This window comes from Amycolatopsis sp. NBC_00348 (assembly GCF_036114655.1).
Lineage (GTDB): Bacteria > Actinomycetota > Actinomycetes > Mycobacteriales > Pseudonocardiaceae > Amycolatopsis.
In genome coordinates, this window is sequence record NZ_CP107994.1 from 9,345,345 (window position 1) to 9,369,497 (window position 24,153).

26 protein-coding genes are annotated in these 24,153 nt (G+C 71.0%); 10 read left to right on the forward strand and 16 right to left on the reverse strand.

The window, feature by feature from the left end; genetic code table 11:
• Nucleotides 1-21: 21 nt before the first annotated feature.
• The 4 genes from OHS58_RS42095 (at nt 22) to OHS58_RS42110 (ending at nt 2,941) form a co-directional block, all read left to right on the forward strand.
• The gene (locus tag OHS58_RS42095; RefSeq protein ID WP_326946190.1) at nt 22-477 is read left to right on the forward strand and encodes a hypothetical protein; all 456 of its coding nucleotides are present in this window, start codon (nt 22-24) and stop codon (nt 475-477) included.
• 223 nt (nt 478-700) lie between these two features.
• Nucleotides 701-1,285, forward strand: coding sequence for a hypothetical protein (locus OHS58_RS42100; protein ID WP_328645999.1), 585 nt, complete (start codon nt 701-703; stop codon nt 1,283-1,285).
• Nucleotides 1,286-1,406: 121 nt separating this feature from the next.
• A complete protein-coding gene (locus OHS58_RS42105) occupies nt 1,407-2,057 on the forward strand; it encodes a class F sortase (RefSeq protein WP_328646000.1) in 651 nt (216 codons plus the stop codon).
• Nucleotides 2,058-2,137: 80 nt separating this feature from the next.
• Nucleotides 2,138-2,941 (forward strand): VOC family protein, encoded by an 804-nt coding sequence (locus OHS58_RS42110; RefSeq protein ID WP_328646001.1) that lies wholly within the window; start codon nt 2,138-2,140, stop codon nt 2,939-2,941.
• A 47-nt stretch (nt 2,942-2,988) separates the two neighbouring features.
• Here OHS58_RS42110 and glpK read toward each other — a convergent pair whose 3' ends face one another.
• Both glpK and OHS58_RS42120 read right to left on the reverse strand, forming a co-directional pair.
• A complete protein-coding gene (glpK, locus tag OHS58_RS42115) occupies nt 2,989-4,503 on the reverse strand; it encodes a glycerol kinase GlpK (RefSeq protein WP_326946194.1) in 1,515 nt (504 codons plus the stop codon).
• A gap of 31 nt (nt 4,504-4,534) precedes the next feature.
• Complete coding sequence (locus tag OHS58_RS42120; protein ID WP_247060835.1) at nt 4,535-5,287, reverse strand: MIP/aquaporin family protein; 753 nt, start codon at nt 5,285-5,287, stop codon at nt 4,535-4,537.
• Between the two features lie 244 nt (nt 5,288-5,531).
• Between OHS58_RS42120 and OHS58_RS42125 the strand changes: the two genes are divergently transcribed.
• A complete protein-coding gene (locus OHS58_RS42125; protein ID WP_328646002.1) occupies nt 5,532-7,271 on the forward strand; it encodes a glycerol-3-phosphate dehydrogenase/oxidase in 1,740 nt (579 codons plus the stop codon).
• A gap of 278 nt (nt 7,272-7,549) precedes the next feature.
• Here the strand turns inward: OHS58_RS42125 and OHS58_RS42130 are convergent, their stop codons facing one another.
• The 9 genes from OHS58_RS42130 to OHS58_RS42170 form a co-directional block, all read right to left on the reverse strand.
• Nucleotides 7,550-8,080 (reverse strand): GNAT family N-acetyltransferase, encoded by a 531-nt coding sequence (locus tag OHS58_RS42130; protein WP_326946196.1) that lies wholly within the window; start codon nt 8,078-8,080, stop codon nt 7,550-7,552.
• 81 nt (nt 8,081-8,161) lie between these two features.
• Nucleotides 8,162-9,178: a hypothetical protein gene (locus tag OHS58_RS42135; protein ID WP_328646003.1), complete on the reverse strand. Its 1,017-nt coding sequence runs from the start codon at nt 9,176-9,178 to the stop codon at nt 8,162-8,164.
• Between the two features lie 91 nt (nt 9,179-9,269).
• Nucleotides 9,270-10,292: a hypothetical protein gene (locus tag OHS58_RS42140; RefSeq protein ID WP_328646004.1), complete on the reverse strand. Its 1,023-nt coding sequence runs from the start codon at nt 10,290-10,292 to the stop codon at nt 9,270-9,272.
• A 65-nt stretch (nt 10,293-10,357) separates the two neighbouring features.
• Nucleotides 10,358-10,969: a response regulator transcription factor gene (locus OHS58_RS42145; RefSeq protein WP_328646005.1), complete on the reverse strand. Its 612-nt coding sequence runs from the start codon at nt 10,967-10,969 to the stop codon at nt 10,358-10,360.
• Nucleotides 10,966-12,150: a sensor histidine kinase gene (locus OHS58_RS42150; protein ID WP_328649945.1), complete on the reverse strand. Its 1,185-nt coding sequence runs from the start codon at nt 12,148-12,150 to the stop codon at nt 10,966-10,968. Before OHS58_RS42150 ends, OHS58_RS42145 begins: the two co-directional genes overlap by 4 nt.
• Before the next feature lie 21 nt (nt 12,151-12,171).
• The gene (locus tag OHS58_RS42155; RefSeq protein ID WP_247060845.1) at nt 12,172-12,561 is read right to left on the reverse strand and encodes a DUF1707 SHOCT-like domain-containing protein; all 390 of its coding nucleotides are present in this window, start codon (nt 12,559-12,561) and stop codon (nt 12,172-12,174) included.
• 7 nt (nt 12,562-12,568) lie between these two features.
• On the reverse strand, nt 12,569-13,111 hold the full coding sequence (locus tag OHS58_RS42160) for a DUF1707 SHOCT-like domain-containing protein (protein ID WP_328646006.1): 543 nt from the start codon (nt 13,109-13,111) through the stop codon (nt 12,569-12,571).
• Nucleotides 13,112-13,169: 58 nt separating this feature from the next.
• A complete protein-coding gene (locus tag OHS58_RS42165; protein ID WP_326946201.1) occupies nt 13,170-14,963 on the reverse strand; it encodes an acetyl/propionyl/methylcrotonyl-CoA carboxylase subunit alpha in 1,794 nt (597 codons plus the stop codon).
• A 106-nt stretch (nt 14,964-15,069) separates the two neighbouring features.
• The gene (locus OHS58_RS42170; RefSeq protein WP_247060851.1) at nt 15,070-15,354 is read right to left on the reverse strand and encodes an SAV_915 family protein; all 285 of its coding nucleotides are present in this window, start codon (nt 15,352-15,354) and stop codon (nt 15,070-15,072) included.
• 159 nt (nt 15,355-15,513) lie between these two features.
• Between OHS58_RS42170 and OHS58_RS42175 the strand changes: the two genes are divergently transcribed.
• The gene (locus tag OHS58_RS42175; RefSeq protein ID WP_328646007.1) at nt 15,514-16,236 is read left to right on the forward strand and encodes a hypothetical protein; all 723 of its coding nucleotides are present in this window, start codon (nt 15,514-15,516) and stop codon (nt 16,234-16,236) included.
• Nucleotides 16,237-16,301: 65 nt separating this feature from the next.
• Here OHS58_RS42175 and OHS58_RS42180 read toward each other — a convergent pair whose 3' ends face one another.
• Both OHS58_RS42180 and OHS58_RS42185 read right to left on the reverse strand, forming a co-directional pair.
• Nucleotides 16,302-17,654 (reverse strand): dicarboxylate/amino acid:cation symporter, encoded by a 1,353-nt coding sequence (locus OHS58_RS42180; protein ID WP_328646008.1) that lies wholly within the window; start codon nt 17,652-17,654, stop codon nt 16,302-16,304.
• Nucleotides 17,655-17,754: 100 nt separating this feature from the next.
• A complete protein-coding gene (locus tag OHS58_RS42185) occupies nt 17,755-18,387 on the reverse strand; it encodes a Maf family protein (RefSeq protein WP_328646009.1) in 633 nt (210 codons plus the stop codon).
• A gap of 105 nt (nt 18,388-18,492) precedes the next feature.
• On the opposite strand from OHS58_RS42185, the gene OHS58_RS42190 reads away from it, so the two are divergent.
• Entirely contained in the window at nt 18,493-18,627 is a 135-nt protein-coding gene (locus OHS58_RS42190; RefSeq protein ID WP_256475964.1) for a hypothetical protein, read from the forward strand.
• A gap of 613 nt (nt 18,628-19,240) precedes the next feature.
• Here the strand turns inward: OHS58_RS42190 and OHS58_RS42195 are convergent.
• Nucleotides 19,241-20,857 carry a DHA2 family efflux MFS transporter permease subunit gene (locus tag OHS58_RS42195; protein WP_328646010.1) on the reverse strand — a complete coding sequence of 539 codons (1,617 nt, stop codon included), beginning with the start codon at nt 20,855-20,857 and terminating at the stop codon, nt 19,241-19,243.
• On the reverse strand, nt 20,838-21,464 hold the full coding sequence (locus OHS58_RS42200) for a PadR family transcriptional regulator (RefSeq protein ID WP_247060859.1): 627 nt from the start codon (nt 21,462-21,464) through the stop codon (nt 20,838-20,840). Before OHS58_RS42200 ends, OHS58_RS42195 begins: the two co-directional genes overlap by 20 nt.
• A gap of 175 nt (nt 21,465-21,639) precedes the next feature.
• On the opposite strand from OHS58_RS42200, the gene OHS58_RS42205 reads away from it, so the two are divergent.
• Both OHS58_RS42205 and OHS58_RS42210 read left to right on the forward strand, forming a co-directional pair.
• Complete coding sequence (locus OHS58_RS42205; RefSeq protein WP_326946206.1) at nt 21,640-22,263, forward strand: nucleotidyltransferase domain-containing protein; 624 nt, start codon at nt 21,640-21,642, stop codon at nt 22,261-22,263.
• Nucleotides 22,264-22,508: 245 nt separating this feature from the next.
• Nucleotides 22,509-22,676, forward strand: coding sequence for a hypothetical protein (locus OHS58_RS42210; RefSeq protein WP_328646011.1), 168 nt, complete (start codon nt 22,509-22,511; stop codon nt 22,674-22,676).
• Here the strand turns inward: OHS58_RS42210 and OHS58_RS42215 are convergent.
• Nucleotides 22,657-23,157, reverse strand: a complete 501-nt coding sequence (locus OHS58_RS42215) for a DinB family protein (RefSeq protein ID WP_328646012.1) — start codon at nt 23,155-23,157, stop codon at nt 22,657-22,659. The genes OHS58_RS42210 and OHS58_RS42215 overlap by 20 nt on opposite strands.
• Before the next feature lie 100 nt (nt 23,158-23,257).
• Between OHS58_RS42215 and OHS58_RS42220 the strand changes: the two genes are divergently transcribed.
• Complete coding sequence (locus OHS58_RS42220; RefSeq protein ID WP_328646013.1) at nt 23,258-24,151, forward strand: LLM class flavin-dependent oxidoreductase; 894 nt, start codon at nt 23,258-23,260, stop codon at nt 24,149-24,151.
• Nucleotides 24,152-24,153 lie beyond the last annotated feature (2 nt).

A 24,153-nucleotide genomic window follows, 5' to 3' on the forward strand; every position in this document is an offset into this window, starting at 1 on the left:
AAGGACGCGAAGGGTGCGAAGGTGCGCAAGACGTTGGTTTTTGTTGCGGCAGCGGTGATCGGGGCGACGACGCTGGCGGCGCCGGCGACAGCGCAGAGCACCGGTCCGACCCCCGCGCCGGCGCCGAGCGCCGGCAGCGTCCAGCTCAACGTCAACACCGCGATCAACCAGTCGCTCGTGGACAAGTACGTCCGGGACGCGCCGAACGTCGCACTGGCGAAGTGCGAAGGCGCGGCGCCGGCGTTCTCCTCGCCCGCGCTGACGTTCGCCAACTACACCCCGGGCCCGTTCATGGGCGCCGACGCGAACATCAGCGCCGACGCCACCCTGAAGCCGGGCACCGCGGCCGGGACGTACCCGCTGACCGTGACGTGCGGCGACAAGTCCTACAGCACCCAGTTCTCGGTGCCCGCCGCTCAGGTCGCGAAGGTGCCGTCCGGTGCGGCGAAAGCGGGCGACGGCAGCATGGCCGGCTGATTTCCGAAATCGAAAAGACCACCTCGGAGCCACGCTCCCGGGTGGTTTTTTCATGAGTTCCCCACCGTCGGTTTCGTGACCTTTTTCGTGACCTTCGGGCGCAACCGATCGCAGGTGGAGACGTCTTTTGGTGCGTAGGTGAACGGATGAGGCCGTGCAGGGGGAACTGCGAACGGCATCCGTTTTCCATTGTTTCCGAGCATAATCCACAGGGGAGAAAAGAATGAAGAACACCGTTGTCGTTGCGGGCGTCGCCGCGGCTTTCCTGGTTCTCGCGCCGACCGCCGCGCTCGCGGCCGCGCCGACAGCCACGCCGTCCGCGCCGGCCATCTCGGCTTCGTCGTCACCCTCGGCGCAGCCGACCGAGCCGGAGTACCCGGACGGCCCGATGACCCGGGTCAAGAAGCAGCTGTCCCTGTCGCCGGGCAAGGGGTTGCCCGGGGCGCGGGTGAACTTCGACTTCGGCTGCTCGGCCTGGCCGGGCGAGAAGGTCGGCATCCGCTCGGCCGCGGTCGTCGCCGACAACCCCGGTCTCGGGTCCGGCACCGTCGCGAACGTCAAGCCAGGCAGGTACGCCGTCACGCTGCACTGCGGCATCGAGGCCTCGACGGCGTACTTCCAGGTGCTCCCGGCCAAGGGTCCGGCTCCGAAGCAGGTCGCCAAGGTGCCCGCGGGCGCCCCGCAGACCGGCGGCACGGACGGCCCGGCGGACGGTTCCGGCGCACCCCTCGCGGCCGCGGCCGCCATGGGAGTGCTCGCGGTCGGAGGCAGCGGTCTCGTGGTGGCCCGACGGGCACGACGCCGCTGACGCTCCAGGGCCGCTCCGGAACGGGGGTTCCGGGGCGGCCCGCCCGCGGAGGTACCGTCGGGACCCAACCGAACGGGCCACCCGGACGTGTGAACCGCAGGCGCCAGTCACGGGGGAGACCATGACCACGAGGATCAAGAACAGACGGGGCTACCTGATCGCGCTCGTCGTCGCGCTGCTGGCCGCGCTGGCGGTGCTGGCGCTGACGCTGGGCGGCGGGTCCGAGCCGTCCACGGCCCAGCCACCGCCGTCGGCCCAGCCGGTCGCGGTGCAGCCGCAGCCCACGAGCGCCGCGCAGGACGCCGTCGCGGCGCTGCCCAAGTCCGAGCCCGTCTCGATCGACATCCCGAAGATCGGCGCGCACTCGTCGCTGGTCCCGCTCGGCCTCAACCCGGACGACACCATCCAGGTCCCGCCGGTGACGACGCCGTTGCAGGCGGGTTGGTACACCTACGCGCCGACGCCCGGCGAGGTCGGCCCGGCCGTCGTCCTCGGGCACGTCGACGGCAACCACCAGAAGGGGATTTTCTTCCGCCTCAAGGAACTGGCCAGCGGCGACCGGGTTTCGGTCGCCCGCAAGGACGGCTCGACGGCGCTCTTCGAGGTGACGAAAGTGCACCAGGTACCCAAAAAGGACTTCGAAGCCGAAGGCGTGTACGACGACACGGCCGGCCCCGAGCTGCGGTTGATCACCTGCGGCGGCGTCTTCGACCGGAGCGCGCACAACTACGTGGACAACATCGTCGTCTACGCACGCCTGGTCCAGAGCTGATTTTCCGATTTTGTCGGACCCCGGTGCCACACTGTGTCGGCCGTCACCCGAGGCGGCGCGAGCGAGGGTAGGGAGCCGACATGTTGTTCCACGACGAGCCATGGCCCGACGGGACACCCAGCTGGGTGGACCTGATGGTGCCCGACCAGGCGAAGGCGGTCGCCTTCTACCGCGGCCTGCTGGGCTGGGACGTGCAGGCGGGCGGTGAAGAGACCGGTTTCTACGGCATGGCGATGCTGCAGGGGCGTCCGGTCGCCGGGATCGGCCAGACCCCGGCGGGCCAGGAGATGCCCGCGGTGTGGACGACCTACCTGTCGGTGTCCGATGTGGACAAGGCGGCCGCGGCGATCACCGAGGCCGGCGGCCGGATCGTGGTGCCGGTGATGGACGTGATGAAGGAAGGCCGGATGGCCGTCGCGACCGACCCGGGCGGCGCGGCGTTCGGCCTCTGGGAGCCCGGCAACCACACGGGCACGCAGGTGACGGCGGCACCGGGCACGTCGGCCTGGAACGAGTGCATGAGCCGGGACTACCCGGCGGCCAAGGCGTTCTACGAGAAGGTCTTCGGCTACGGCGTCGACGACATCTCGGGCGGCGGCTTCACGTACTCGGTGCTGCTGCTCGGCGGCCGTCCGATCGGCGGCATCGGCGGGATGCCCACCGACGTGCCGTCGGAGGTGCCGTCGAACTGGTCGGTGTACTTCTGGGTCGCGGACGCCGACGCGAGCGCGGCCAAGGCGGTCGAGCTCGGCGGCCGGGCCGTGGGCGAGCCGTTCGACTCACCGCACGGCCGGCAGGTGCGGCTGGTCGACGACCAGGGCGTGCCGTTCCTGGTCATCGCGCCCAACGAGCAATCCGGCAAACCGGAGGGCTGGGACGACTGAGCGGGCGGGCCGAGGGCACCGTTGGCGCGTGCCCCCGGCCCTGACGGTCAGTCTTCGGCGTCGACCCAGTCGAAGGTCTTGGTGACGGCCTTCTTCCAGTTGCGGTACTCGGATTCGCGGCGGGCGTCGTCCATCGACGGGTCCCACTGCTTGTCCTGGGCCCAGTTGGTGCGGATGTCGTCTTCGGACTTCCAGAACCCGACCGCCAGCCCGGCGGCGTAGGCGGCACCCAGCGCGGTGGTCTCGTTGACCACCGGGCGGATCACCGGCACGCCGAGGATGTCGGCCTGGAACTGCATGAGCAGTTCGTTGACGACCATGCCGCCGTCCACCTTGAGCGACTTCAGCGGGACACCGGAGTCGGCGTTCATCGCGTCGATCACCTCGCGCGACTGGAAGGCGGTCGCCTCCAGCACCGCGCGGGCCAGGTGTCCCTTGTTGACGAACCGGGTGAGCCCGACGATCGCACCGCGAGCGTCGGATCGCCAGTAAGGAGCGAACAGACCCGAGAACGCCGGGACGAAGTACGCGCCGCCGTTGTCCTCGACGCTGCGCGCGTGCTCTTCGATCTCGGCCGCGGTCCCGATCATGCCGAGGTTGTCGCGCAGCCACTGCACCAGCGAACCGGTGACGGCGATGGAGCCTTCCAGCGCGTAGATCGTGTCGTTCGAGCCGATCTTGTAGCAGACCGTGGTGAGCAGCCCGTTCTGCGACATCACCTTTTCGGTACCGGTGTTGAGCAGCATGAAGTTGCCGGTGCCGTAGGTGTTCTTGGCCTCGCCGGGCGAGAGGCAGGCCTGGCCGAACGTCGCGGCCTGCTGGTCGCCCAGGATGCCCGCGATCGGCACGCCGGCCAGCGCGCCCTTCTCGCGGACCTTGCCGTACTCCTCGGACGAGGAGCGGATCTCCGGCAGCATGGACAGCGGGATCGTCATCTCGGCGGCGATCTCGGGGTCCCACTGGAGCGTGTCGAGGTCCATCAGCATGGTGCGGGAGGCGTTGGTCGGGTCGGTGACGTGCACGCCGCCGTCCGGTCCGCCGGTCATGTTCCACAGCACCCAGGTGTCCATGTTGCCGAACACCAGGTCGCCGGCCTCGGCCTTCTCGCGCGCGCCTTCGACGTTGTCGAGGATCCACTTGATCTTCGGCCCGGAGAAGTACGTCGCGAGGGGGAGACCGACCTTCTCGCGGTAGCGCTCCTGGCCGCCGCCGAGGTTGCCGAGTTCGGTGACGATCCGGTCGGTGCGGGTGTCCTGCCAGACGATCGCGTTGTACACCGGCTTGCCGGTGGACTTGTCCCAGACCAGCGCGGTCTCGCGTTGGTTGGTGATGCCGACGGCGACGATGTCGCGGGCGTGGAGGTCGGCTTTGGCGAGCGCGCCCGCGGCGACCTGGCGGGTGTTCTCCCAGATCTCCTCGGCGTTGTGCTCGACCCACCCGGCCTTGGGGAAGATCTGCTCGTGCTCGCGCTGGTCGACCGAGACCACGCGGCCTTCGTGGTTGAAGATCATGCACCGCGTCGAGGTGGTGCCCTGGTCGATCGCGGCTACGTACGAAGTCATCTGTGCTCCAGGAATTCCGTGGGGGAGGCGATCAGGTCAGGTTGTGCACGAGGAGGTAGACGAGCGCGGCGAGAGCGCCACCGATGAGCGGGCCGACGACCGGGATCCACGAGTAGCCCCAGTTGGCGTTCGCCTTGTTCCGGATCGGCATCAGGAACGCGTACGCGATGCGCGGGCCGAGGTCACGAGCCGGGTTGATGGCGTAGCCCGTCGGCCCGCCGAGCGAGGTACCGATCACGAGGACCACGAACGAGACGCCCGCGTAGCCGAGCGCCGAGTTGCCGAAGTTCGGCGTGCCGCCGTCCCCGGTGGTGGCGAAGGTCGGGCTGAGCAGGATCCAGGCCACCAGGACGAAGGTGCCGATGATCTCGGTGACGAGGTTCCAGACCCGGTTCGGGATCTGCGGTGCCGTGGAGAAGATGCCGAGCGTGTTCTCCGGCTCGGGGTGGTCGTCGAACTGGAGCTTGTAGGTCGCCCAGCACAGCAGGGCGCCGATGATGGCGCCGGCCATCTGCCCGATGAAGTAGAAGGGCACGTCGGCCCACTTGGTCTTGTCCGCGATGGCGAGCCCGAGGGTCACCGCGGGGTTCAGGTGCGCGCCACTCGGTGCGGCGATGCTGGCACCGGTGAAGACGGCGAACGCCCAGCCGAAGTTGATGAACAGGATTCCGCCGTTGTTGCCGTTGGTCTTGCGCAGCACGTGGTTCGCGACCACACCGTTGCCGAGCAGGATCAGCGCCGCTGTTCCCAGTAGTTCCCAGACGATTATTGCTCCAGCACTCACCGCTGTACCTCCACACTGGCCACACTGGACACTCTGCGCAAGGTCGATCACGGCGTGCCACGGCACCGTTGCCGACCCACGTCCGGGCGACGTTACCCGGGCGTATAAGCCTGGTCCAAGGACCGGCTAGCGCAATCTTTTCAAGATCGCGGAGGGTTACGCCACATGTGTCCTCCGCGAACGGGCGGAGGATCACCAGGTCGTGCAATGCTGGAAGCCTCGCCGGCTCGAGGAGGACTGTCACGTGGCAAGCGCGCAGCACGCAGCGGAGACGAACCCGGCTCGACTGGGCCCGCGCAAGCGGGAGGAGACCTGGCAGCGGCTGGGCAAGGAGACCTTCGACGTCGTCGTGATCGGCGGCGGCGTGGTCGGCGCGGGCACGGCGCTGGACGCCGCCACCCGCGGGCTGCGGGTCGCGCTCTTCGAGGCGCGGGATCTCGCGTCGGGCACGTCGAGCCGGTCGAGCAAGCTCTTCCACGGCGGGCTGCGTTACCTGGAACAGCTCGAATTCGGGTTGGTCCGGGAAGCGCTTCGCGAGCGTGAGCTGATGCTGACGACGATTGCACCCCATCTGGTGAAGCCGGTGAGTTTCCTCTACCCGCTGACGCACCGCGTCTGGGAACGGCCGTACACCGCCGCCGGCCTGCTGATGTACGACACGATGGGCGGCTCCAAGAGCGTCCCGGGGCAGAAGCACCTGACCCGCGCGGGCGCGCTGCGGATGGTGCCGGCGCTCAAGCGGTCCGCGCTGATCGGCGGGATCCGCTACTACGACGCGCAGTCCGACGACGCCCGCCACACCATGACGGTGGCGCGGACCGCGGCGCACTACGGCGCGATCGTGCGGACGTCGACCCAGGTGGTCGGGTTCCTGCGCGAAGCCGACCGGGTGTCCGGCGTGCGCGTGCGCGACGTCGAAGACGGGCGCGAGACGGAGATCTCGGCGGCCGTCGTGATCAACTGCACCGGCGTGTGGACCGACGAGCTGCAGCGCCTTTCGGGCGGCCGCGGGCGATTCCGGGTGCGGGCGAGCAAGGGCGTGCACATCGTCGTCCCGCGCGACCGGATCGTGTCGGAGTCGGGCATGATCCTGCGCACCGAGAAGTCGGTGCTGTTCGTCATTCCGTGGCGCAATCACTGGATCGTGGGCACCACGGACACGGACTGGAACCTCGACCTCGCGCACCCGGCGGCGACCAAGCACGACATCGACTACCTGCTGGAGCACGTCAACAGCGTCCTGGCGACGCCGTTGACGCACGACGACATCGAAGGTGTGTACGCCGGCCTTCGTCCGCTGCTGGCGGGGGAGAGCGAAGAGACGTCGAAGCTGTCGCGCGAGCACGCGGTGGCGCGGGTGGCGCCGGGCCTGGTCGCGATCGCGGGCGGCAAGTACACGACCTACCGGGTGATGGCGGCGGACGCCGTCGACGCGGCGGCGGTCGACCTGCCGGGCCGTTCGCAGCCGTCGATCACGGACAAGGTCCCGCTGATCGGCGCGGACGGCTACCACGCGCTGGTCAACCAGGCCGACCACCTGGCCGCGGAGCACGGCCTGCACCCCTATCGGGTGAGGCACCTGCTGGACCGCTACGGCTCGCTGGTGCACGAGGTGCTGGCGCTCGCGGAGGGCCGCCCGGAGCTGCTCAAGCCGATCGAGCACGCGCCGGACTACCTGGGCGTCGAGGTGGTGTACGCGGCCGCGCACGAGGGCGCGCTGCACCTCGAGGACGTCCTGGCCCGCCGCACGCGCATCTCGATCGAGTACGCCCACCGCGGCGCCGACTGCGCGGAACAGGTCGCGGACCTGGTCGGCGAGGTCCTCGGCTGGTCACCCGAAACGGTGAAGCGCGAGGTGGAGGTCTACCGCGCACGGGTCGAGGCGGAACGCGAGTCCCAGTCCCAGCCGAGCGACGAGGCGGCGGACGCGCTGCGGATCGCGGCCCCGGAAGCCCGTTCGGGCATCGTGGCGCCGGTCAGCTGACCACGGCTTTCCGTGGTCGAACCGCCTGCGGCCTGGCTGCCAGGCGGTTCGCCACGGCAGGCCGTCAGGCGGTTCGACCACGGCAGGCCGTCAGGCGGCTTGCCACGGCGTTGTCCACAGGCTCCCCGCCTTGTGGGCAACTCGGGCGCCGACGCCCTTCTGGGCGGGTTTCGTCCGAGGGCGCCGATAGACTGACCTAGGGGCCGCCCCCCAGGGAAGGGTGGGGGGAGTTTCGGCCGGCGGCGGTGATGGCCGGCGACGTTGGATGGCCGGTGCTGCTAGGACGTGCGGTGCCAGCGGATCAGGCGCTCGCCTGTGGGAGCCGGGTGGTCTTCGGGGCCCAGCAAGGTGAATCCGCAGCGCTCCGCGACTATTGCCGACGCCGTGTTGCTCTCCTCGTAGCGGTAGCTGACCTCCGTCAGCCCCAGGCCGCCGAAACCGAAGCGCAGGGCCGCGTTCAACGCCGTTGTCGCTATGCCCTTGCCTCGCTCGGCGGGGTGGATCCAGATCGTCGCCTCCGCGTACTCCGCGTCCAGGCTCAGCTCGCGCAGGCCCACCTCGCCCAGTAGCCGTCCTGACGTCGGCTCGGCGATCGCCCACGAGCAGCGCTCGTCGCCCGCCCACTGGGCCGCTCGCAGGGTCACGTACTCCGTGGCCTCGTCCAGGGTGCGCAGGCGGTAGTTCAGGACGTACTTGCGGTGCGTCGGGTCGGCGAACGCCTCCATCAGCACCGCGCGGTCGTCGATGTGCCGGTCGGCGCGCAGCTGGCGCAGGTAGTACGTGCCCGCGTTGATCTCCACCGGTTCCACTCCGCCCAGCCTAGCCAGGCCGGCGGCACACCGCCCCCGGCCTGGCGATCAAGACGCGGTCAAGGCAAGAAGACTGCCCGGTTACGCAGGCAGCAGGCGCCAGATCACCGGCACTCCGCCCGCGTCCCGCGATCCGTTCGTGGCGAACCCGGCCAGCGAGCCGTCGTCGGCCGCGACGCGGGTTTCGAACACGGCGTAGCCGCTCGGGCCCCGGACGACGCCCGGGGTCGTGCCGCGCCACACCGCGCCGTTCCCGACGATCACCGGGCCCGACGGGTTGGGCACGAGCCCCGCCGTCAAGCCCCCGGAGTTGACGCTCAAGGCCATGCCGCCGCCCTCCAGCCCGACGGTCGTGTCCGGCGTGGTCCAGCGGGCCGCTTGCTCGCCGCCCCAGTTCCGGACGCCGACGACCACGCCCTTGCGGATCGCCAGGGCGGTCGCCTGGGAGGACGGGCTCGGCGAGAGCCGCCGGAAGACGCCGTCCTTCCACAGGCCCGAGCCGGTGCCCGAGTTCACCAGGATCGTGCCGTCGTCGTCCAGGTCACGCGCGGACGAGACGTCCGCCGACTGCGGGATGATCACCGGCGTGTTCCCGCCGGCCCGCCACAGGACGACGGCGCCGGGCCCGTTGTCGGCCCGGTAGGCCTGGCCCAGCAGGTCGCCGTTCGTGTTGATCGCGAGGCCGAACACGTAGTCGTAGCCCGCCGGGACGTCCTTGAGGTGGAACCCGGTCGCGTCCAGCACGAACGCCCGGCTGATCATCGTCTGGTAGTCGTGCGCGGTGCCCGCCACCTGCCCGGACGGGTTCTCGTCGTTGGCGTCCGCCCGCTCGTACCCGCTCGGCAGGCCGCGCACCACGGGCTGCCCGCCGCGCCAGCTGACGACCTGCGTCACGTCGTTCACCCGGAACGTCCCGGTGTACTCGCCCTTCCCGTCCGAACCGGTCAGGAACCCGCCGCTGCTGCCCGGCGGCAGCGGCAGGACCGTCGGCTGCCACGGGAGGCGGCTCGTCACGGCTTCGGCGGGCTGCGCCAGCGCCGCCACGGTGAGCGTGGCGACGACGGGCGCCACGGCCCGCACCCAGAACTTGCTCTTCATCGGCTTTCTCCCTTTCCCCCGACCTGCAAGATCACCACGTCGCAGGCCGGGGTCCGGTTGCCCGGCGAAAGGAGCAATCCGCCGAAACGGGTCAGTGCGAGGAGTACCGCCACACCGCCGGCCGGCCGGTGTTCGTCGTCGGCTCGCTGTTGGCCACGGTGCCCGCGACGACGCCGTCGTCGCCGACGACCTCCGCCCAGGCCGCCGCGAAGCCCGGGGCCGGCGGCAGCGTGCCGTACGGCTGCGTGCCCAGCCAGACCCGCAGCGGGCTGAACCGGCCCGTCGAGACGTCGCCGTAGCCGACGACCAGGCCGGTCCGGTTGACGCCGAACGCCGCGCCCGAGCCGGGCAGCACCACCGGGTCGGCCGGGGTGCGCCACTGGACGCCGCCCGGGGTCTGGTCCGCGGTGGCGAAGTTGCCGACCACCTGGCCGGTCCGGACGGCGGCCGCGTGCACGGAGCCGGCGCCCGGCGGGGCCGTCAGCCGGGTGAACGTGCCGTCCTTCCAGAGCACGGCACCCGGGAACGAGTCGGCCAGCACGCTCCCGTCGTCGTCGACGTCGGTCGCCGACAGGTACGGGCCCCCGGTGATCACCACCGGGTGCTCCCGGTCTTCCGCGCGCCAGAGCAGCACCTCCGGGTCTTCGGCGGACCACCCGGACGCGGTGGCGACGACGTCACCCCGTTCGTTGATGGCCGCCGCCGACACGTACGGCCGGTCGGCGGGCCGCGGCAGCAGCCGGTACTTCCCGGCCTCCAGCAGGAACACCTGCCGCTGGAACGAGGCGTCGGCGACGTCGCCGAGCACGGTCCCCGCGGAGTTCTCGTCCGCGACCGCGGGCGACTGGAGCCCGGCCGGCAGCGGGTGGACCGTCGCCTGCGTGCCCGACCACGTCACGACCTGGGATGCCCCGTCCAGCACCAGGTTCCCGGCGAAACCGCCGTGGCTGTCGGTGCCGCGCACCCAGCCCGTCGCGCCCGGGTACCCGGCAGGCGACGGCAGCAGCTCCACCCGCCAGGTGCCGAGCGAGGCCTCCGCGGACTGGGTGAGCGTGGTGGTGAGCAAGGCCGCGGCCGCCAGCACGGCGACACGCCTCGCGAATCCGAAAGTCATCCGATTCCCTCCCCGGGTTCGATGTGACCGACACGCGTCAGCACCGCGACGGGTTTAGGGCGGGTTCAGAGCAGGCCGCGGCGGTAGGCCTCACCGACCGCCGCCGCGCGGTCCTTCACCCCGAGCTTGGCGTACGCGCTCAGCAGGTGGGTCTTCACGCTCGCCTCGCTGACGAACAGCTGCCGCGCCGCCGCGCGGTTCGTCGCCCCGGCCGCCACCAGGCGCAGGACCTCCAGCTCACGGCGGGTCAGCGGGCCGGCCTCGCGAAAACCGCCCAGCACCCGGCTCGCGACGCTCGGCGCCAGCACCGGCTCGCCGCGGGCCGCCGCGCGGACGGCGTTCAGCAGGTCTGCGACCGGGGCGTCCTTCAGCAGGTAGCCCGTCGCGCCGGCCTCGATCGCCGGGAGGACGTCGGTCTCCGCGTCGTACGTCGTGAGCACCAGGACGCGCACCGCGGGATGGGAGACGGCGAGCCGGCGGATCGCGCCGACGCCGTCCAGTTCCGGCATGCGCAGGTCCATCAGCACGACGTCGGGGTGGTGCCGGGCCACGAGGGCCAGCGCCTCCACCCCGGACGCCGCTTCGCCGACGACCTCGATGTCGGCCTCGCCGGTGAACGCGCCGCGGAGGCCGTCGCGGACGACCGGGTGGTCGTCGGTGACGACGACCCGGATCACGACGCCGCCGGCAGCGCCGGGACCTGGGCGTTGACCGCCGTGCCGCCGCCCGGGGTGCTCTCGACCGACAACGTCCCCGCCACCCGCTGGACGCGGTGGCGCATCGCCGCCAGCCCGAAGCCGGTGCCGTCGCCGCGGTCACCAGGGCTGAACCCGACGCCGTCGTCGACGACGTCCAGCAGCACGACGTCGTCCGAATAGGACAGTGTCAGCCCGATTCGGGACGCCTTCGCGTGCTTCTCCGCGTTGGCCAGCGCTTCCTGCGCGACGCGGTAGAGCGTGACCTCCACTTCGGGCAGCAGCGGCCGGACGTCACCGGTGGTTTCGGTGCGCACGGCCACCCCGGACGTCTCGGCGACGCGGCCCGCCAGGTCGGAAAGCGCTTCCGGCAGCCGGGACTCGGCCAGTGGTTCGGGGCGCAGCGCCTGCACCGCGCGCCGCGCTTCGCTGAGGCTGTCGCGAGCCAAGGTGCGCACCTTGGCCAGCCGGCGGTCGCGGCCCGGGCCGTCCTCGCGGTCGGCGGCCTGCAGCTGCGTGACGATCCCGGTCAGGCCCTGGGCCAGCGTGTCGTGGATTTCGCGGGCCATCCGCTGCCGCTCGTCGAGCACGCCGGCCTCGCGCGCCCGGGTCAGCAGCTGCGCGTGCAGGCCCGCGTTCTCCGCCAGCGCCGCTTCCAGCCGGGTGTTCGTCTTGCGCCGCTTCTCGCTCTCCGCGCCGACGAACCAGGCCGCGTACAGCAGCGGCCCGACGACCGAGGCGACCAGCACCCACGTCGGGCTCCGCGGGTCCGAGCCGTTGACGAGCATCGGCAGCACGGCGGTCGCCGCCACCGCGAAGAACCCCCAGCGGGCCGGGAACAGCACGAACGCGAGCGGGTAGCCGAACGACGCGAACCCGGTGAACAGGTCGTTGCGCGCCACCAGCACGAGCGCGCCCGCGAGGACACCGGCGTAGTAGCCGGCGGCCAGCCACGGGTGCGCCTTCCGGCGCGGGAACAGCGGGATCAGCAGCGGCAGCCACAGCGCGGTGACCACGACGACGACCAGCGTGGTGCTCCAGTGCGCGTCGCGGCCGGCCGCCCAGAACGAGCACGCGACGAGGCCGGCCAAGCCGACGAAGGTGAAGATCGGCCCGGCCAGCCGCTCACCCCGGGCGTCCAGCGCGCCCGGAACCACGCCCATCACGGGCCGATTCTCGCAGGTTCAGCGCCGGCGGCGGAGCCCCGCGAGCATCGCGATCACCAGTGGCAGCGCGATCGAGATGATCAGCAGCCGCCCGCGGCTGAGGATGAGCACCGCGATCGCGACGACGATGGCGATCGGCACCGCGCTCGCGTTCAGGAAGCGCGTCACGGTGCTTTCCCCGGTCACCACCGGGACCCCGGGCGCGGCGGCGCCACCCACCAGGGCGCTGGGCCGAGGTGAGGGCAGGTCGTCGAACAGCGGGATGAGCTCGCTGACCCGCTTGGCCGCGGCGACCTGCGCGGAGCGGGTGCCGTACTCGTCGATGTCGAGGCGCCCGGTGCGGACGTGTTCTTCGAGGACGTCGAGGGCGTCCTGACGCTCGGCGTCGCTCAGGCGGATGTCGCTCACGGCGGCGTCAGCGGCCCAGTTCGCGCCGGCGGTCGCGGTAGGAGTCGCGCACCTCGCGGCGGCGCTCCCGGTCGTGCAGGTGCCGCTCGTGGTGGTCTTGGTCGTGGTTCCAGCCGTGGCCCCACATCGACTTGCCGACCACGGTCAGCCCGATCGGGACGAAGATGATCGGCCAGGCCAGCGTGCCGGTGGCGATCAGCGCGATCGCCGCGATGAAGGCCAGCGGCACGATCGCGGCGAGGAACCGCTGCGCCGGCGCCCAGTTCTCGGGCGAGCCGGACCGCTGCGGCGCGGGCCCGGCCTGCTTGTCCGGCTCGGGCGCGGCCACGGCGGCCTGCGGCGTTTCGTCGTAGTGGGGGTGGGGCGAGGGCAGATCCGCGAAGAGCTCGGTGAGCTCGCCGCGCGTCTTGGCCGCGGTGATGCGGGCCGAGCGCTCGCCGTACTCGTCGATGTCGATCCGCCCCGCGGTCATGTGCTCACCGAGCGCGGTCAACGCGGACTCGCGGTTCTGGTCGCTGATCCGCAGCTGCGGAGACGGGACTTCGGTCACCTTGCCGATGGTAGGCCGCCTCGGGGGCGGCCCACCACGACATCTGTAACGAACTGCCCTACTTGATCTCGAGAAGCTGCGTGCCCTGCGTCACGGCGGCGCCGACTTCGACCGAAAGACCGGTGACGGTGCCCGCTTTGTGCGCGGTGACCGGGTTCTCCATCTTCATCGCCTCGAGGACGACGATCAGCTCGCCGGCCTCGACCGACTGGCCCTCTTCGACGGCGACCTTGACGATGGTGCCCTGCATCGGCGCGGTGACGGCGTCACCGCTCACCGCCGCCTTGCCACCACCGGCGCGCTTGCGCGGCTTCGCCTTGACGGCCGTGCCGCCGCCACCGCCGCCTTCGAGCGCGAACCCGCCGGGCAGCGACACCTCGAGGCGGCGCCCGCCGACCTCGACGACGACGTTGTGCCGGGGCTCCTCTTCGGGCGCCTCGACGTCCGGCGCCACGAACGGCTCGATCCGGTTGTCGAACTCCGTCTCGATCCAGCGGGTGTGCACGCTGAAGCCGTTTTCGTCGCCGATGAACGCCGGGTCGTCGACGATCACGCGGTCGAACGGCAGCACCGTGGCCATGCCCTCGACGACCATCTCGGCCAGGGCGCGGCGGCTGCGTTCGAGGGCGTTGTTGCGGTCCGAGCCGGTGACGATCAGCTTCGCCAGCATCGAGTCGAACTGGCCGCCGATCACGCTGCCGGACTCGACGCCGGAGTCGACGCGGACGCCGGGGCCGCTCGGCGCGAGGAACTTCGTGACCGTGCCCGGCGCGGGCAGGAAGCCGCGGCCGGCGTCCTCGCCGTTGATGCGGAACTCGATCGAGTGACCGCGGGGCTCGGGGTCCTCGGTGATCCGGAGTTTCTCGCCGCGCGCGATGCGGAACATCTCGCGGACCAGGTCGAGGCCGGTGGTCTCCTCGGAGACCGGGTGCTCGACCTGCAGCCGGGTGTTGACCTCGAGGAAGGAGATGGTGCCGTCGGTGGCGACGAGGTACTCGACCGTGCCGGCGCCGTAGTAGCCGGCTTCCTTGCAGATCGCCTTCGCCGACTCGTGGATCCGGGCGCGCTGGTCGTCGGACAGGAAGGGCGCGGGCGCCTCTTCGACGAGCTTCTGGTGCCGCCGCTGCAGCGAGCAGTCGCGGGTGCCGACGACGATCGCGTTGCCGTGCTGATCGGCCAGCACCTGCGCCTCGACGTGACGCGGCTTGTCCAGGTAGCGCTCGACGAAGCACTCGCCGCGGCCGAACGCCGCGACGGCCTCGCGGGTGGCCGACTCGAACAGCTCCGGGATCTCTTCGCGGGTGCGCGCGACCTTGAGGCCGCGGCCGCCGCCGCCGAACGCGGCCTTGATGGCCACCGGCAGGCCGTGCTCGTCGGCGAACGCGACGATCTCGCTCGCGTCCTTCGCCGGCTCCTTGGTGCCCGGCACCAGCGGAGCGCCCGCGCGCGTGGCGATGTGCCGCGCGGTGACCTTGTCGCCGAGGTCGCGGATGGCCTGCGGGCTAGGCCCGATCCAGGTCAGCCCGGCGTCGATGACCGCCTGGGCGAAGTCGGCGTTCTCGGAGAGGAAGCCGTAGCCCGGGTGCACGGAGTCGGCGCCGGCGTGCTTCGCGGCCTCGAGCAGCTTGTCGACGGACAGGTAGCTCTCGGCGGCCGTGGTGCCGCCCAGCGCGAAGGCCTCGTCGGCCAGGCGCACGTGCGGTGCGTCGCGGTCCGGATCGGCGTACACCGCGACGCTGGCGAGGCCAGCGTCCCTGGCGGCTCTGATCACGCGTACCGCGATCTCGCCCCGGTTGGCGACCAGGATCTTGGTCACCGGACCACCGGTGGATTCGCCGACCTGCTCGGCCACCCCGCACCTCCTGCGTCCCGACAGCTGCATTGCTGACCGCTCACGCGGTACGGGGGAGTCTACGGACAGGACGGCACGAGTCTCCGGAGTGAGAGCTGAACCACGCTCAGACGAGCGTCGGGCTGTGGCGCAGGTCGTCCGGCAGCGGCGAGTCGAGCACGATCACGTCGTACGGGTTCGCGGCGTGCACCTTCGGCAGGTGCTCGGTGCTGACCAGCACCCACGGCTGGTGCTCGCCGCAGCAGTCGATCAGCCGGTCCAGCGCGGTGAAGGCGACCAGCGCCGTCCGGCCGTCCGGCGTGCGGCGCAGCTCGATCGACGCGCCCTGGGCTTCGCGGCTGGCGGGGCCGGTGGGGAGGTACAGCGCGGGGGGAAGGCTGGGGTTCGTCACCCGGACAACATAACCGGACACTCTCCGCTGTTCGTGCCCCCTTCGGGGCGTCCCCCTTTCGTGGGGTCGCGGTGAGGTGGTGCACCCCCCGGGGGATTTCAGCCACACCCGCCGGGGCGCTGCCCACGCACGGTGGCGAAGCGGCTTACGCTCTGTCTTATGCGGACTTCGGCAGTGCGGACGCCTCGGTCGGCGCTGCTCACCGCCGTGCTGGCCGCGGTGATCACGCTTGGCGCGATCGGCGCCGTGTTCCTGCTGCGCCCGCGCCCGGACGCGCCGGCGGACACCGTCTCCGAGCCCGCGGCCGGCACCGAGCCGCCCGCCGTGACCTGCGGCGGCGGCCCGTGCCGCCAGCTCGCGGCGATGACCGTCGGCGGGACGCCGGTGGTGCTGCTGACCGACGCGGCCGGCGGTTCGGCGCAGGTGCGCGTCGGCCCGGAGCCGGGCACCGTGTTCGACCTGTCGCTCGCGCAGCTGGGGGCCCGGCTCGACGCGAACTCGCTGACCTGCATCGACGGCGTGGCGCCGACGTGCCTGATCCGCGGCGACGTCGGGGACGACGGCACCGGCGCCTACGGCGAGCTGCTCGTCCGCGGCGGCGGGGTGTGGCGCGACCCGGGCAAGCCGTACTTCGCCGACGCCGGGACGCTCACGCTCTACGACGTCACGGCCGACGGCCGCCCGGACGTGATCGTGGTCCGCCACGACTGCCCGGACGCGGCGTCGGGCACACCCGAGTGCCAGGCGTCGCCGGTGCTGGGCGAGGTGTACGACGTGACGGGCAAGTCGCTCGGCTGCACCCGGAAGGTGACCGCGCCGTCGGACCTGCGCGGCTGGCCGGCCGTCCGCCTCACCCGCGCCGACCTGCGCGCCTGCCCCTGAAACGCCGTGAAGGCCCCCTTCCCGGCTCTTACGGCCGGTAAGGAGGCCTTCACGGCTTTGCGGGGTTACGCGTTGGCGGGTTCGGTCTGACGGGCGGTGGTGCCGTCGTCGCTGTGCTCCGGGTTGTCGGTCGGGGCGTTGAGGACCTCGTCGTCGAGGAGGCCTTCGCCGCGCGCGACGATCACCGGCACCGCGATCTGGCCGGCGACGTTCGTGGCCGTACGCATCATGTCCATGATCGGGTTGACCGAGTAGATCAGCGCCAGGCCGACGGCCACCTGCTTGGCGTCGAGGCCGATGAACGACGTCGTCAGCGTGAACGCCGTCAGCCAGCCGGTGGTGCCGGCCGTCGCCAGCGCGCCGACCACCGCGACCACCACGATGCCGGCGTACTGCCAGAAGTTGAGCGACACCCCGGCCAGGTTCGCGACGAAGATCGCCGCGATCGCCGGGAAGACCGCCGCGCAGCCGTCCATCTTGGTGGCGCTGCCGAGCGGCGTCGCGAAGGCCGCGTACGCCGGCTGGACGCCGAGGTTCACCGCGGACTGGCGGGTCAGCGGCAGCGTCGCGGCCGAAGACTGCGAAGCGAACGCGAACTGGATCGCCGTGCCCGCCTTGGCGAAGAACTTCAGCGGGCTGACCTTCGCCACGAACCGCAGCAGGATCGGGTAGACGACGAACAGCACGAGCAGGCAGCCGACGTACACCGCGAGCGTCGTCGAGAACAGCGGGCGGAACAGGGCGTCGCCGTAGTTGGACACGGCCGCGCCGATCAGGCCGATGATGCCGAGCGGGGCGAGCCGGACGATCCAGCCGAGGTAGCGCTGGATGATCTCGAAGACGCTCGTCGTGAAGTCCACGAACGGCTTCGCGCGGTCGCCCAGGCTGTACGCGGCGGCGCCGATCACGAGCGCGAGGAACAGCACCTGCAGCGTCTCACCTTCCGAGAACGCCGAGAAGAAGTTCTCCGGCAGCAGGCCCTTGACGAACGCGCTCCACGAGCCCCAGCTGTCGACGCTCTTCGCGGCCCGGTCGGCGTTCTTCGCCGTCGCCTCGACGCCGCCGAGGCCGCCCGCGCCGGGGTCGAAGATCCGGCCGACGGCGATGCCGATCAGCGACGCGATGAACGACGTGATCGCGAACCACAGCACCGTCTTGCCGCCCAGGCGCGCGGCCGTCCGGCCGCCGCCGAGCCCGCGCAGGCTGGTGATGCCGACCACGATCGCCGTGAAGACCAGCGGGATCACCGCGACCTGCAGCAGCGTGGTGAAGATGGTGCCGATCTGGTCGAGGAGATCGGTCAGCCAGCCGGCCTCGGTCTGCCGTGCGACGACGCCCAGGAGGGCGCCGACGACGAGCGAGCCGAGAACCGCGGCCGCGAACACCCGCGGTTTGGTGTATGTCCGTACGAAAGACACGGGGCGACTCCGGTGCTCGAAAGTTTCCAGTTCTGCCGGGTAAAGACGACGTCAAGCAGAACTGGACTCTTCCAAATCACCTCATCGGGTGGCGTTCTTCTCAGGATGCGGGAGGCCGCCAGAGATCCACGACACTCACGCCGACCTCGGCCAGCAGGCGGCGCGTCAGCGGGAGGCTGAGGCCGATGACGCTGGTGTGGTCGCCGTCGAGGCCTTCGACGAACCAGCCGCCCAGGCCGTCGATCGTGAACCCGCCGGCCACCCGCAGCGGCTCCCCGGTGCCGACGTAGGCGTCGATCTCCGCTGCGCTCGGCGTGCCGAACCGGACGGTCGTCGACATCGAGCCGGACGCCTCCTTCGCGCGCACGCCGCCGTCGAGCCGGATGACCGTGTGCCCGGTGAAGAGTTCACCGGTTGTCCCCGCCATCGCGGCCCAGCGCTGCCGCGCGATGTCCGGATCGCCCGGCTTGCCGACCATGGTGCCGTGGATGTTCAGCATCGAGTCGCAGGCGATCACGACGGCGTCCGGGTGCGCCGCGGCGACCTGGTCCAGCACCGCTTCGGCCTTGGCCGCGGCGAGCGCCATGACCAGCTCGGCGGGCGTCGGATCGGGCAGTGAAGCGGCGACGGCGTCCTCGTCGACGCCGGAGACGAACACGGCCGGGTCGAGACCGGCGGAGCGCAGGAGGGCGAGCCGGGCGGGGGACTGCGAGGCGAGGATGACCGAATGCACCCCCGGAACGTACCGGGGCGCCCGTCGTGACCGAATTGTGACCGGCGCCACACCCTGGGACGAGTTATTTTGTTGTGGCTCGCAACATATGCGCGGAGGTGGCTGATGACCGTGCGCGTGACGGACTCGCCCGCGACGTCGCGAGCGCCGTGGTGGGCGAAACGCCGGACCTCGAAGTCCCGGACGGCTCGCTCGTCGCCGGGTTCGGTGCCCGCGGCGTCGCCACCCGCGACGACCTGACCGACAGACCACCGCTCCCGCGGTCCGTGTGGGCCTCCGCTCCGGAACCCGACCTCCGGAACGGAGGCCCACACGGTTTCTCCTCCGGACGTTCCGAGTCTCACGCCGTCGTGGCGGTCGCGGCTTCGGCGGTCGCTGGAGCCGGGGTTTCCCTTGTGGTGGTGCCGGTGTCCCGGTCGCGAGTGGCCCGTTCGTGCCGGGGCGGCGGTGCGAACGGCCCGTTCGTGCTCCACCGGTGCGCCGCGAACGGGCCGTTCGCGCTCGCCTGGCTGCGTCGCGAAGGGGCCACTCGCGCCGCCGGTGTCACGAACGGCCCGTTCGTGCTCAGCCGGTGCGCCGCGAGTGGCCCGTCAGGGCCGCTGCTGTGAACGGCCACGGTCGGCCCGGTTGGTGCCGCTGACTTTGTCGCGAAGGGACCGTTCGTAACACCCGCGTCGCGAACGGCCCGTTCGTGCTCCAGCTGCTCGTGTCGCGAACGGGCCGTTCGTGCCCGCCCGGCTGCGTCGCGAAGGGGCCACTCGCGCCCCCGGCGTCACGAACGGCCCGTTCGCAACCCCGGAAACGACCGGAGGCCGGCACCCCGCGGGATGCCGGCCTCCGGACGTTCCGAGCCTCAGGCCGTCGCGGCTTCGGCCGTCGCCGGAGCCGAGGTTTCCCAGCGCGGCTTGACCTTCCGCAGCATCGACGCCGAGATGACGCCCAGCAGCAGCACGCCCATCGGCAGCAGCATCGTCGCGCGGGCGGCGTCCGTCAGTCCACTGTGGACCGCTTCGGTGGCCAGCCGCCCGGCCTGCGCGGCGATCTCCGCCGGCAGTCCCGGCATCGGCGACGGGCCGCCCGACGAACCGAACTCGCCCGTGTTCGCCGCGGCCTTGGCGATGCCCTCCGCGAACGGCGCCCGGTACCGCTCCGGCAGCTGCGTAGCCGCCTTCGTGGCTTCGTCCGCGATGGACGAGCTCACCTGCGCCTGCAGCATCACGCCGATCGCGGCGCTGCCGAGCACGCCGCCCACCTGGCGCGACGTGTTGAAGATGCCCGACGCCGTGCCGGCCAGCCGCGGCTCGACCGAGCCCATCGTCATGTTGCTCATCGGCGAGAAGATGCAGCCGATGCCCAGGCCGCACACCAGCAGCGCCGGGACGAAGCTCCACGGGCTGCTGTCCGGCGACGCCTGCAGCGCGATGATCCCCAGCCCGGCCGCGAGCGCGGCGAGCCCGAACATCACCAGGTACTTGCCGTTGACCTTGTCCGACGCGCGCCCGACGAACGGCGCCGCGATCCCCGACAGCAGCGACATCGGCGCGGTCAGCAGGCCGGCCATGGTCGGGGTCAGCCCGAGCACCGACTGGATGTAGATGACCAGCGGCAGGAACATGCCGGTCATCGCGAAGCCGACGGTCGTCGCGGTGAGCGTCCCGGCCGAGAAGTTCCGGTTCGAGAACACCTGCAGCGGCAGGAGCGGCTCACGCTTGTTGAAGCGTTGCCACACCACGAAAGCCACCAGCAGCAGCACGCCCGCGCCGATGATCTCGAACACGGTGATCCCGCCCCAGACCGTGCCCCAGTCGTACTGCTGGCCGTTCTGGACCCCGAACACGATCAGGAGCAGCGCCAGGCTCGAGAGCACGATGCCGACGACGTCGAACGCGTGCGAGTGCTTCGGCTGCCAGTCCGGCACCAGCAGCACCGTCAGGACGATGGCGATCACGCCGATCGGCACGTTGACGAAGAAGATCCACTCCCAGCCGAGGTGGTCCACCAGCACGCCGCCGAGCAGCGGGCCCGCGATCGTCGCCAGCCCGGCGACGCCGCCCCACATGCCCATCGCCGGGCCGCGCTTGGCCGGCGGGAACAGGTGCGTGATGAACGCGAGCGTCTGCGGCGTCATCAGCGCGGCGCCGAGACCCTGCACGGCGCGCGCGGCGATCAGCATCTCGACGTTGCCGGACAGGCCGCACCACAGCGACGCGCCGGTGAAAACGACCAGGCCGGCGAGGAACACGCGCTTCGGGCCGAAGCGGTCGCCGAGGCGGCTGGTGAACAGCATCGGCACGGCGTAGGTGAGCAGGTAGACGCTGATCACCCAGACGACGGCGTTCAGCCCGGCGTTCAGCTCGCGCAGCATGGTCGGGATCGCGATCGACACGATGGTCGTGTCGAGCAGGATCATGAAGAAACCGAGGCACAGCGCGCTGAGCGCGGCCCAGGGGTTAGCTTGTCTTGCGTTCATCGTCGTCTTCCCTGGTGATGAGCGTGAGGTGGGGTGCGTCGCACTCCTGGAACGGGATCCGCCCGGAGCGCAGGTCGTCGCGGAGCCGTTCGGTCCACTCGAGCTCGAACTTGCGGTGGTCGCAGCTGTAGCGCCAATCCAGCCAGTAGATCTCCGGCGTCTGGTCCTCGACGAGGCTCCGCACGACCGCGTCGTCCGCGGCGACCGCGGCGCGCAGGTGCACCAGCCGGTTCTCGAGCTCGATGAGCGACGTCTCGCGCCCCAGTTCGTCGATCACGGCGAGCCCGGAGAGGTACGCGGGGAACTCCTGGGCGAGATCGCCCAGCAGTTCGCGGCCACGCTGGTTGAACACGTCGAGCCCGGTCGGCGTCATGCCGTAGACGGTCCGTTCGGGCCGCCGGCCGTCGCGCTGCGTGTCGACGACCTGGATGTAGTTGTCCCGCTGGAGGCGCTCCACGGTGTGGTAGAGCGAGCCCGCCTTCACGTTGACGCGGGTGCTCACGTACCGCTCGCGCATGAGCTGGGCCATCTCGTACGGGTGCATGGGCTTCTCGTGCAGCAGTTCCAGCACGGCGAGGCCGAGGGGGGTCAGCTTGGCCGAAGCCATGATCGTTGGTCCCTCCGGGTGACTCCTGGTCGGTTATTCCACGTGGACTATACGGCGCAGACTATCCACCAGTCCACGCCGTCTTCTGTGACCGTGCGTACACGGTGCGAACAACCTCTACCTGTACTATGGTGCGGGTAGACGTACTATAGTACGGGTTCTGGAGAGGGTGGCGATGGAGCTGAGCAGGCCGCTGGCCACGGTGACCCCGACGTTGGACGGCGACGTGCTCGCCGCCCTGGCCGGCTACGAGGGCACGTTCACGACCGGTCAGCTGCACCGCGTCCTGGGCGCGCATTCGGAGGAGGGGATCCGGAAGGTCCTGCGGCGATTGGTGCTGCAGGGAATCGTGGGCGCGGACCGCGTCGGCAACGCGTTCGCCTACCGGTTCAACCGCGACCACCTCGCCGCGGAGCACATCATCGCGCTGTCGGGGCTGCGCGGGAAACTGCTCCAGCGCATCGAAGCCGCGCTGGATTCCTGGCGGCCGCAACCGAAGTACGGCGCGCTGTTCGGTTCGGCCGCGCGCGGTTCGATGACCGCCGAGAGCGACATCGACCTCGTGCTGATCCGCCCGGACGACGTCGACGAAGATCGCTGGGCCCTTCAGGTCGACGGTCTGGCTGCCGATGTTTCCCGCTGGACGGGTAATGACGCCCGGATCCTCGAATTCACCGTGACCGAGGTCGCCACCCGTGGCCGCGACGAGCCGGTGCTCGCCGACGTGCTGCGCGAGGGGCTCACCGTCGCCGGTCGTCACTCGTGGCTGGCCGGGCAGGTGCGCAAGGGAAAGAGCTGAAGTGCGGACGAAGAGATGCACCCCGGAGATCCTCGGTGGTCGGCTGGCCAAGGCCGAGCAGTTCTGGGAGGTGGCTGACATGGTGCGAGGCCTCGTCGATGAACAGGATCCCAGCGAGATCGGGGACGCGTACGTGACCCTTTGCGTGCACGCGGGCATCGCGGCCGCCGACGCGCTCTGCTGCGCCGGGTTGGGCGAACACGCCCAGGGGGAGAACAACAACGACGCGGTGGAACTTGGCCAGGGTGGACAAGGACGCCGGCCGGGCGTTGCGGGCGCTCTTGGCGCTGAAGACGAAGGCGGGCTACAGCCACACCTCGGCCACGGCGGAGGAGTTCAAGCGGGCCGGCCGGAACGCCGAGGCCCTTGTGCTGCGCGCCCGCGAGCGCGCAGCTAGATCTCCGGGCCGGTGACGCCGTCCAGCTGCTCGCGGATGATGTCCGCCTGGCCGGCGTGGCGGGCCGTCTCCTCGATGACGTGCACGTAGATCCAGCGCAGCGTCACCTCGCCCAGGTTGTGGTGCACGCCCGTGTCCGACAGCTCGTGCGCGGCCGCTATGCGTCGTGAGATCTCGCACTGTGCGTCGTACTCCGCTAGGAGTGACTCGACCGTGTCTTCGTTCGTGGGGAAGAACTCGCCCGCCGGACGGTCCGGGAGGTTCGGTTCGTCCGCCAGGACGCGCTGGAACCACGCCTGCTCCATCCAGCGCAGGTGCTTGAGCAACCCGCCGATCGACGTTCCGGTCCGCACCGGGCTGCGGCGGGCGTCCGCCTCGGACAGGCCCGCGACCTTCGCGCGGAAGATCGCCCGGTAGTTGTCGGCGAACGCCGAGAGCAGGGCGCGCTCGTCGGCGACGCCGGCGCGCGCCGCCAGGTCCAGGTGGGGGTCGGTCATGCGCCCCACGTTAGCGGCCGGGGCAATCCGTTTAATGGAAGTTCGTGGTAAGAACTATACATAATCAGTTCGTAGCACGAACTAACAACTGGGAGGAACCATGGTGCTCTTCGGCATCGGCGGCTCGACGGCGGTGACGTCGGCGCGCAGCACGCTGCGGCAGGCCGTCCTGGCCGATCGGGGTGGGCTCGACCTGTTCAGCGTCTCCGATCACCCCTACAACGCCGACCGCCTCGACGCCTACGCCGAGATCGGCGTCGTTCTCGGGCGCACCGAACGGATCTCCGGGCTGGTCAGCGTGACCAACCTGCCGACGCGGCCCGCGCCGATGCTCGCCCGGGCCGTCACCTCGCTGTCCGCGCTGAGCGGTGGGCGGCTCGTGCTCGGGATGGGCGTCGGCGGGCTCTGGGACGACATCGCGCGGCTCGGCGTGACCAAGCTCAGCCCGGGACAAGCCGTGCGCGCCTTCGAAGAGGGGATCCGGCTCGTTAAACAGCTTGGCGGTGGCGGGGCACCGGTGACCTTCGACGGCGAGTTCTACCAGGTCACCAATCTGACGCCGGCGGAGGAAGCGATTCCGCCGGTGTGGACCGGCTCGGTCGGGCCGAAGTCCCTCGCCGTCACCGGGCGCGTCGCCGACGGGTGGATGCCCGGCCACGCCGCGGACTGGCTCAGCGAGCGCTACCGGACGTCGAGGCCGGTGATCGACGAAGCCGCGAAGGAAGCGGGCCGCGAGCCCGCGGACGTCGTCACCGTTTACAACTTCCCCGGACGCATCACGGCCGAGCCGCTCACGAAGACCCGTGGCGACGACGGCCGCTGGGTCGGCGGTTCGCCGGCGCAGTGGACAGAGGAGCTGACCGGTGCGGTGCTGGAGCACGACGCGAAAGGCTTCGTGCTCTTCGGTCCGGGTGGCCGGCCGCCCACCGACGACGACGTCGCGCGCTGGGCCGGGGAGATCGCGCCCGCCGTGCGCGAGGCGGTCGCGAAGTAGGG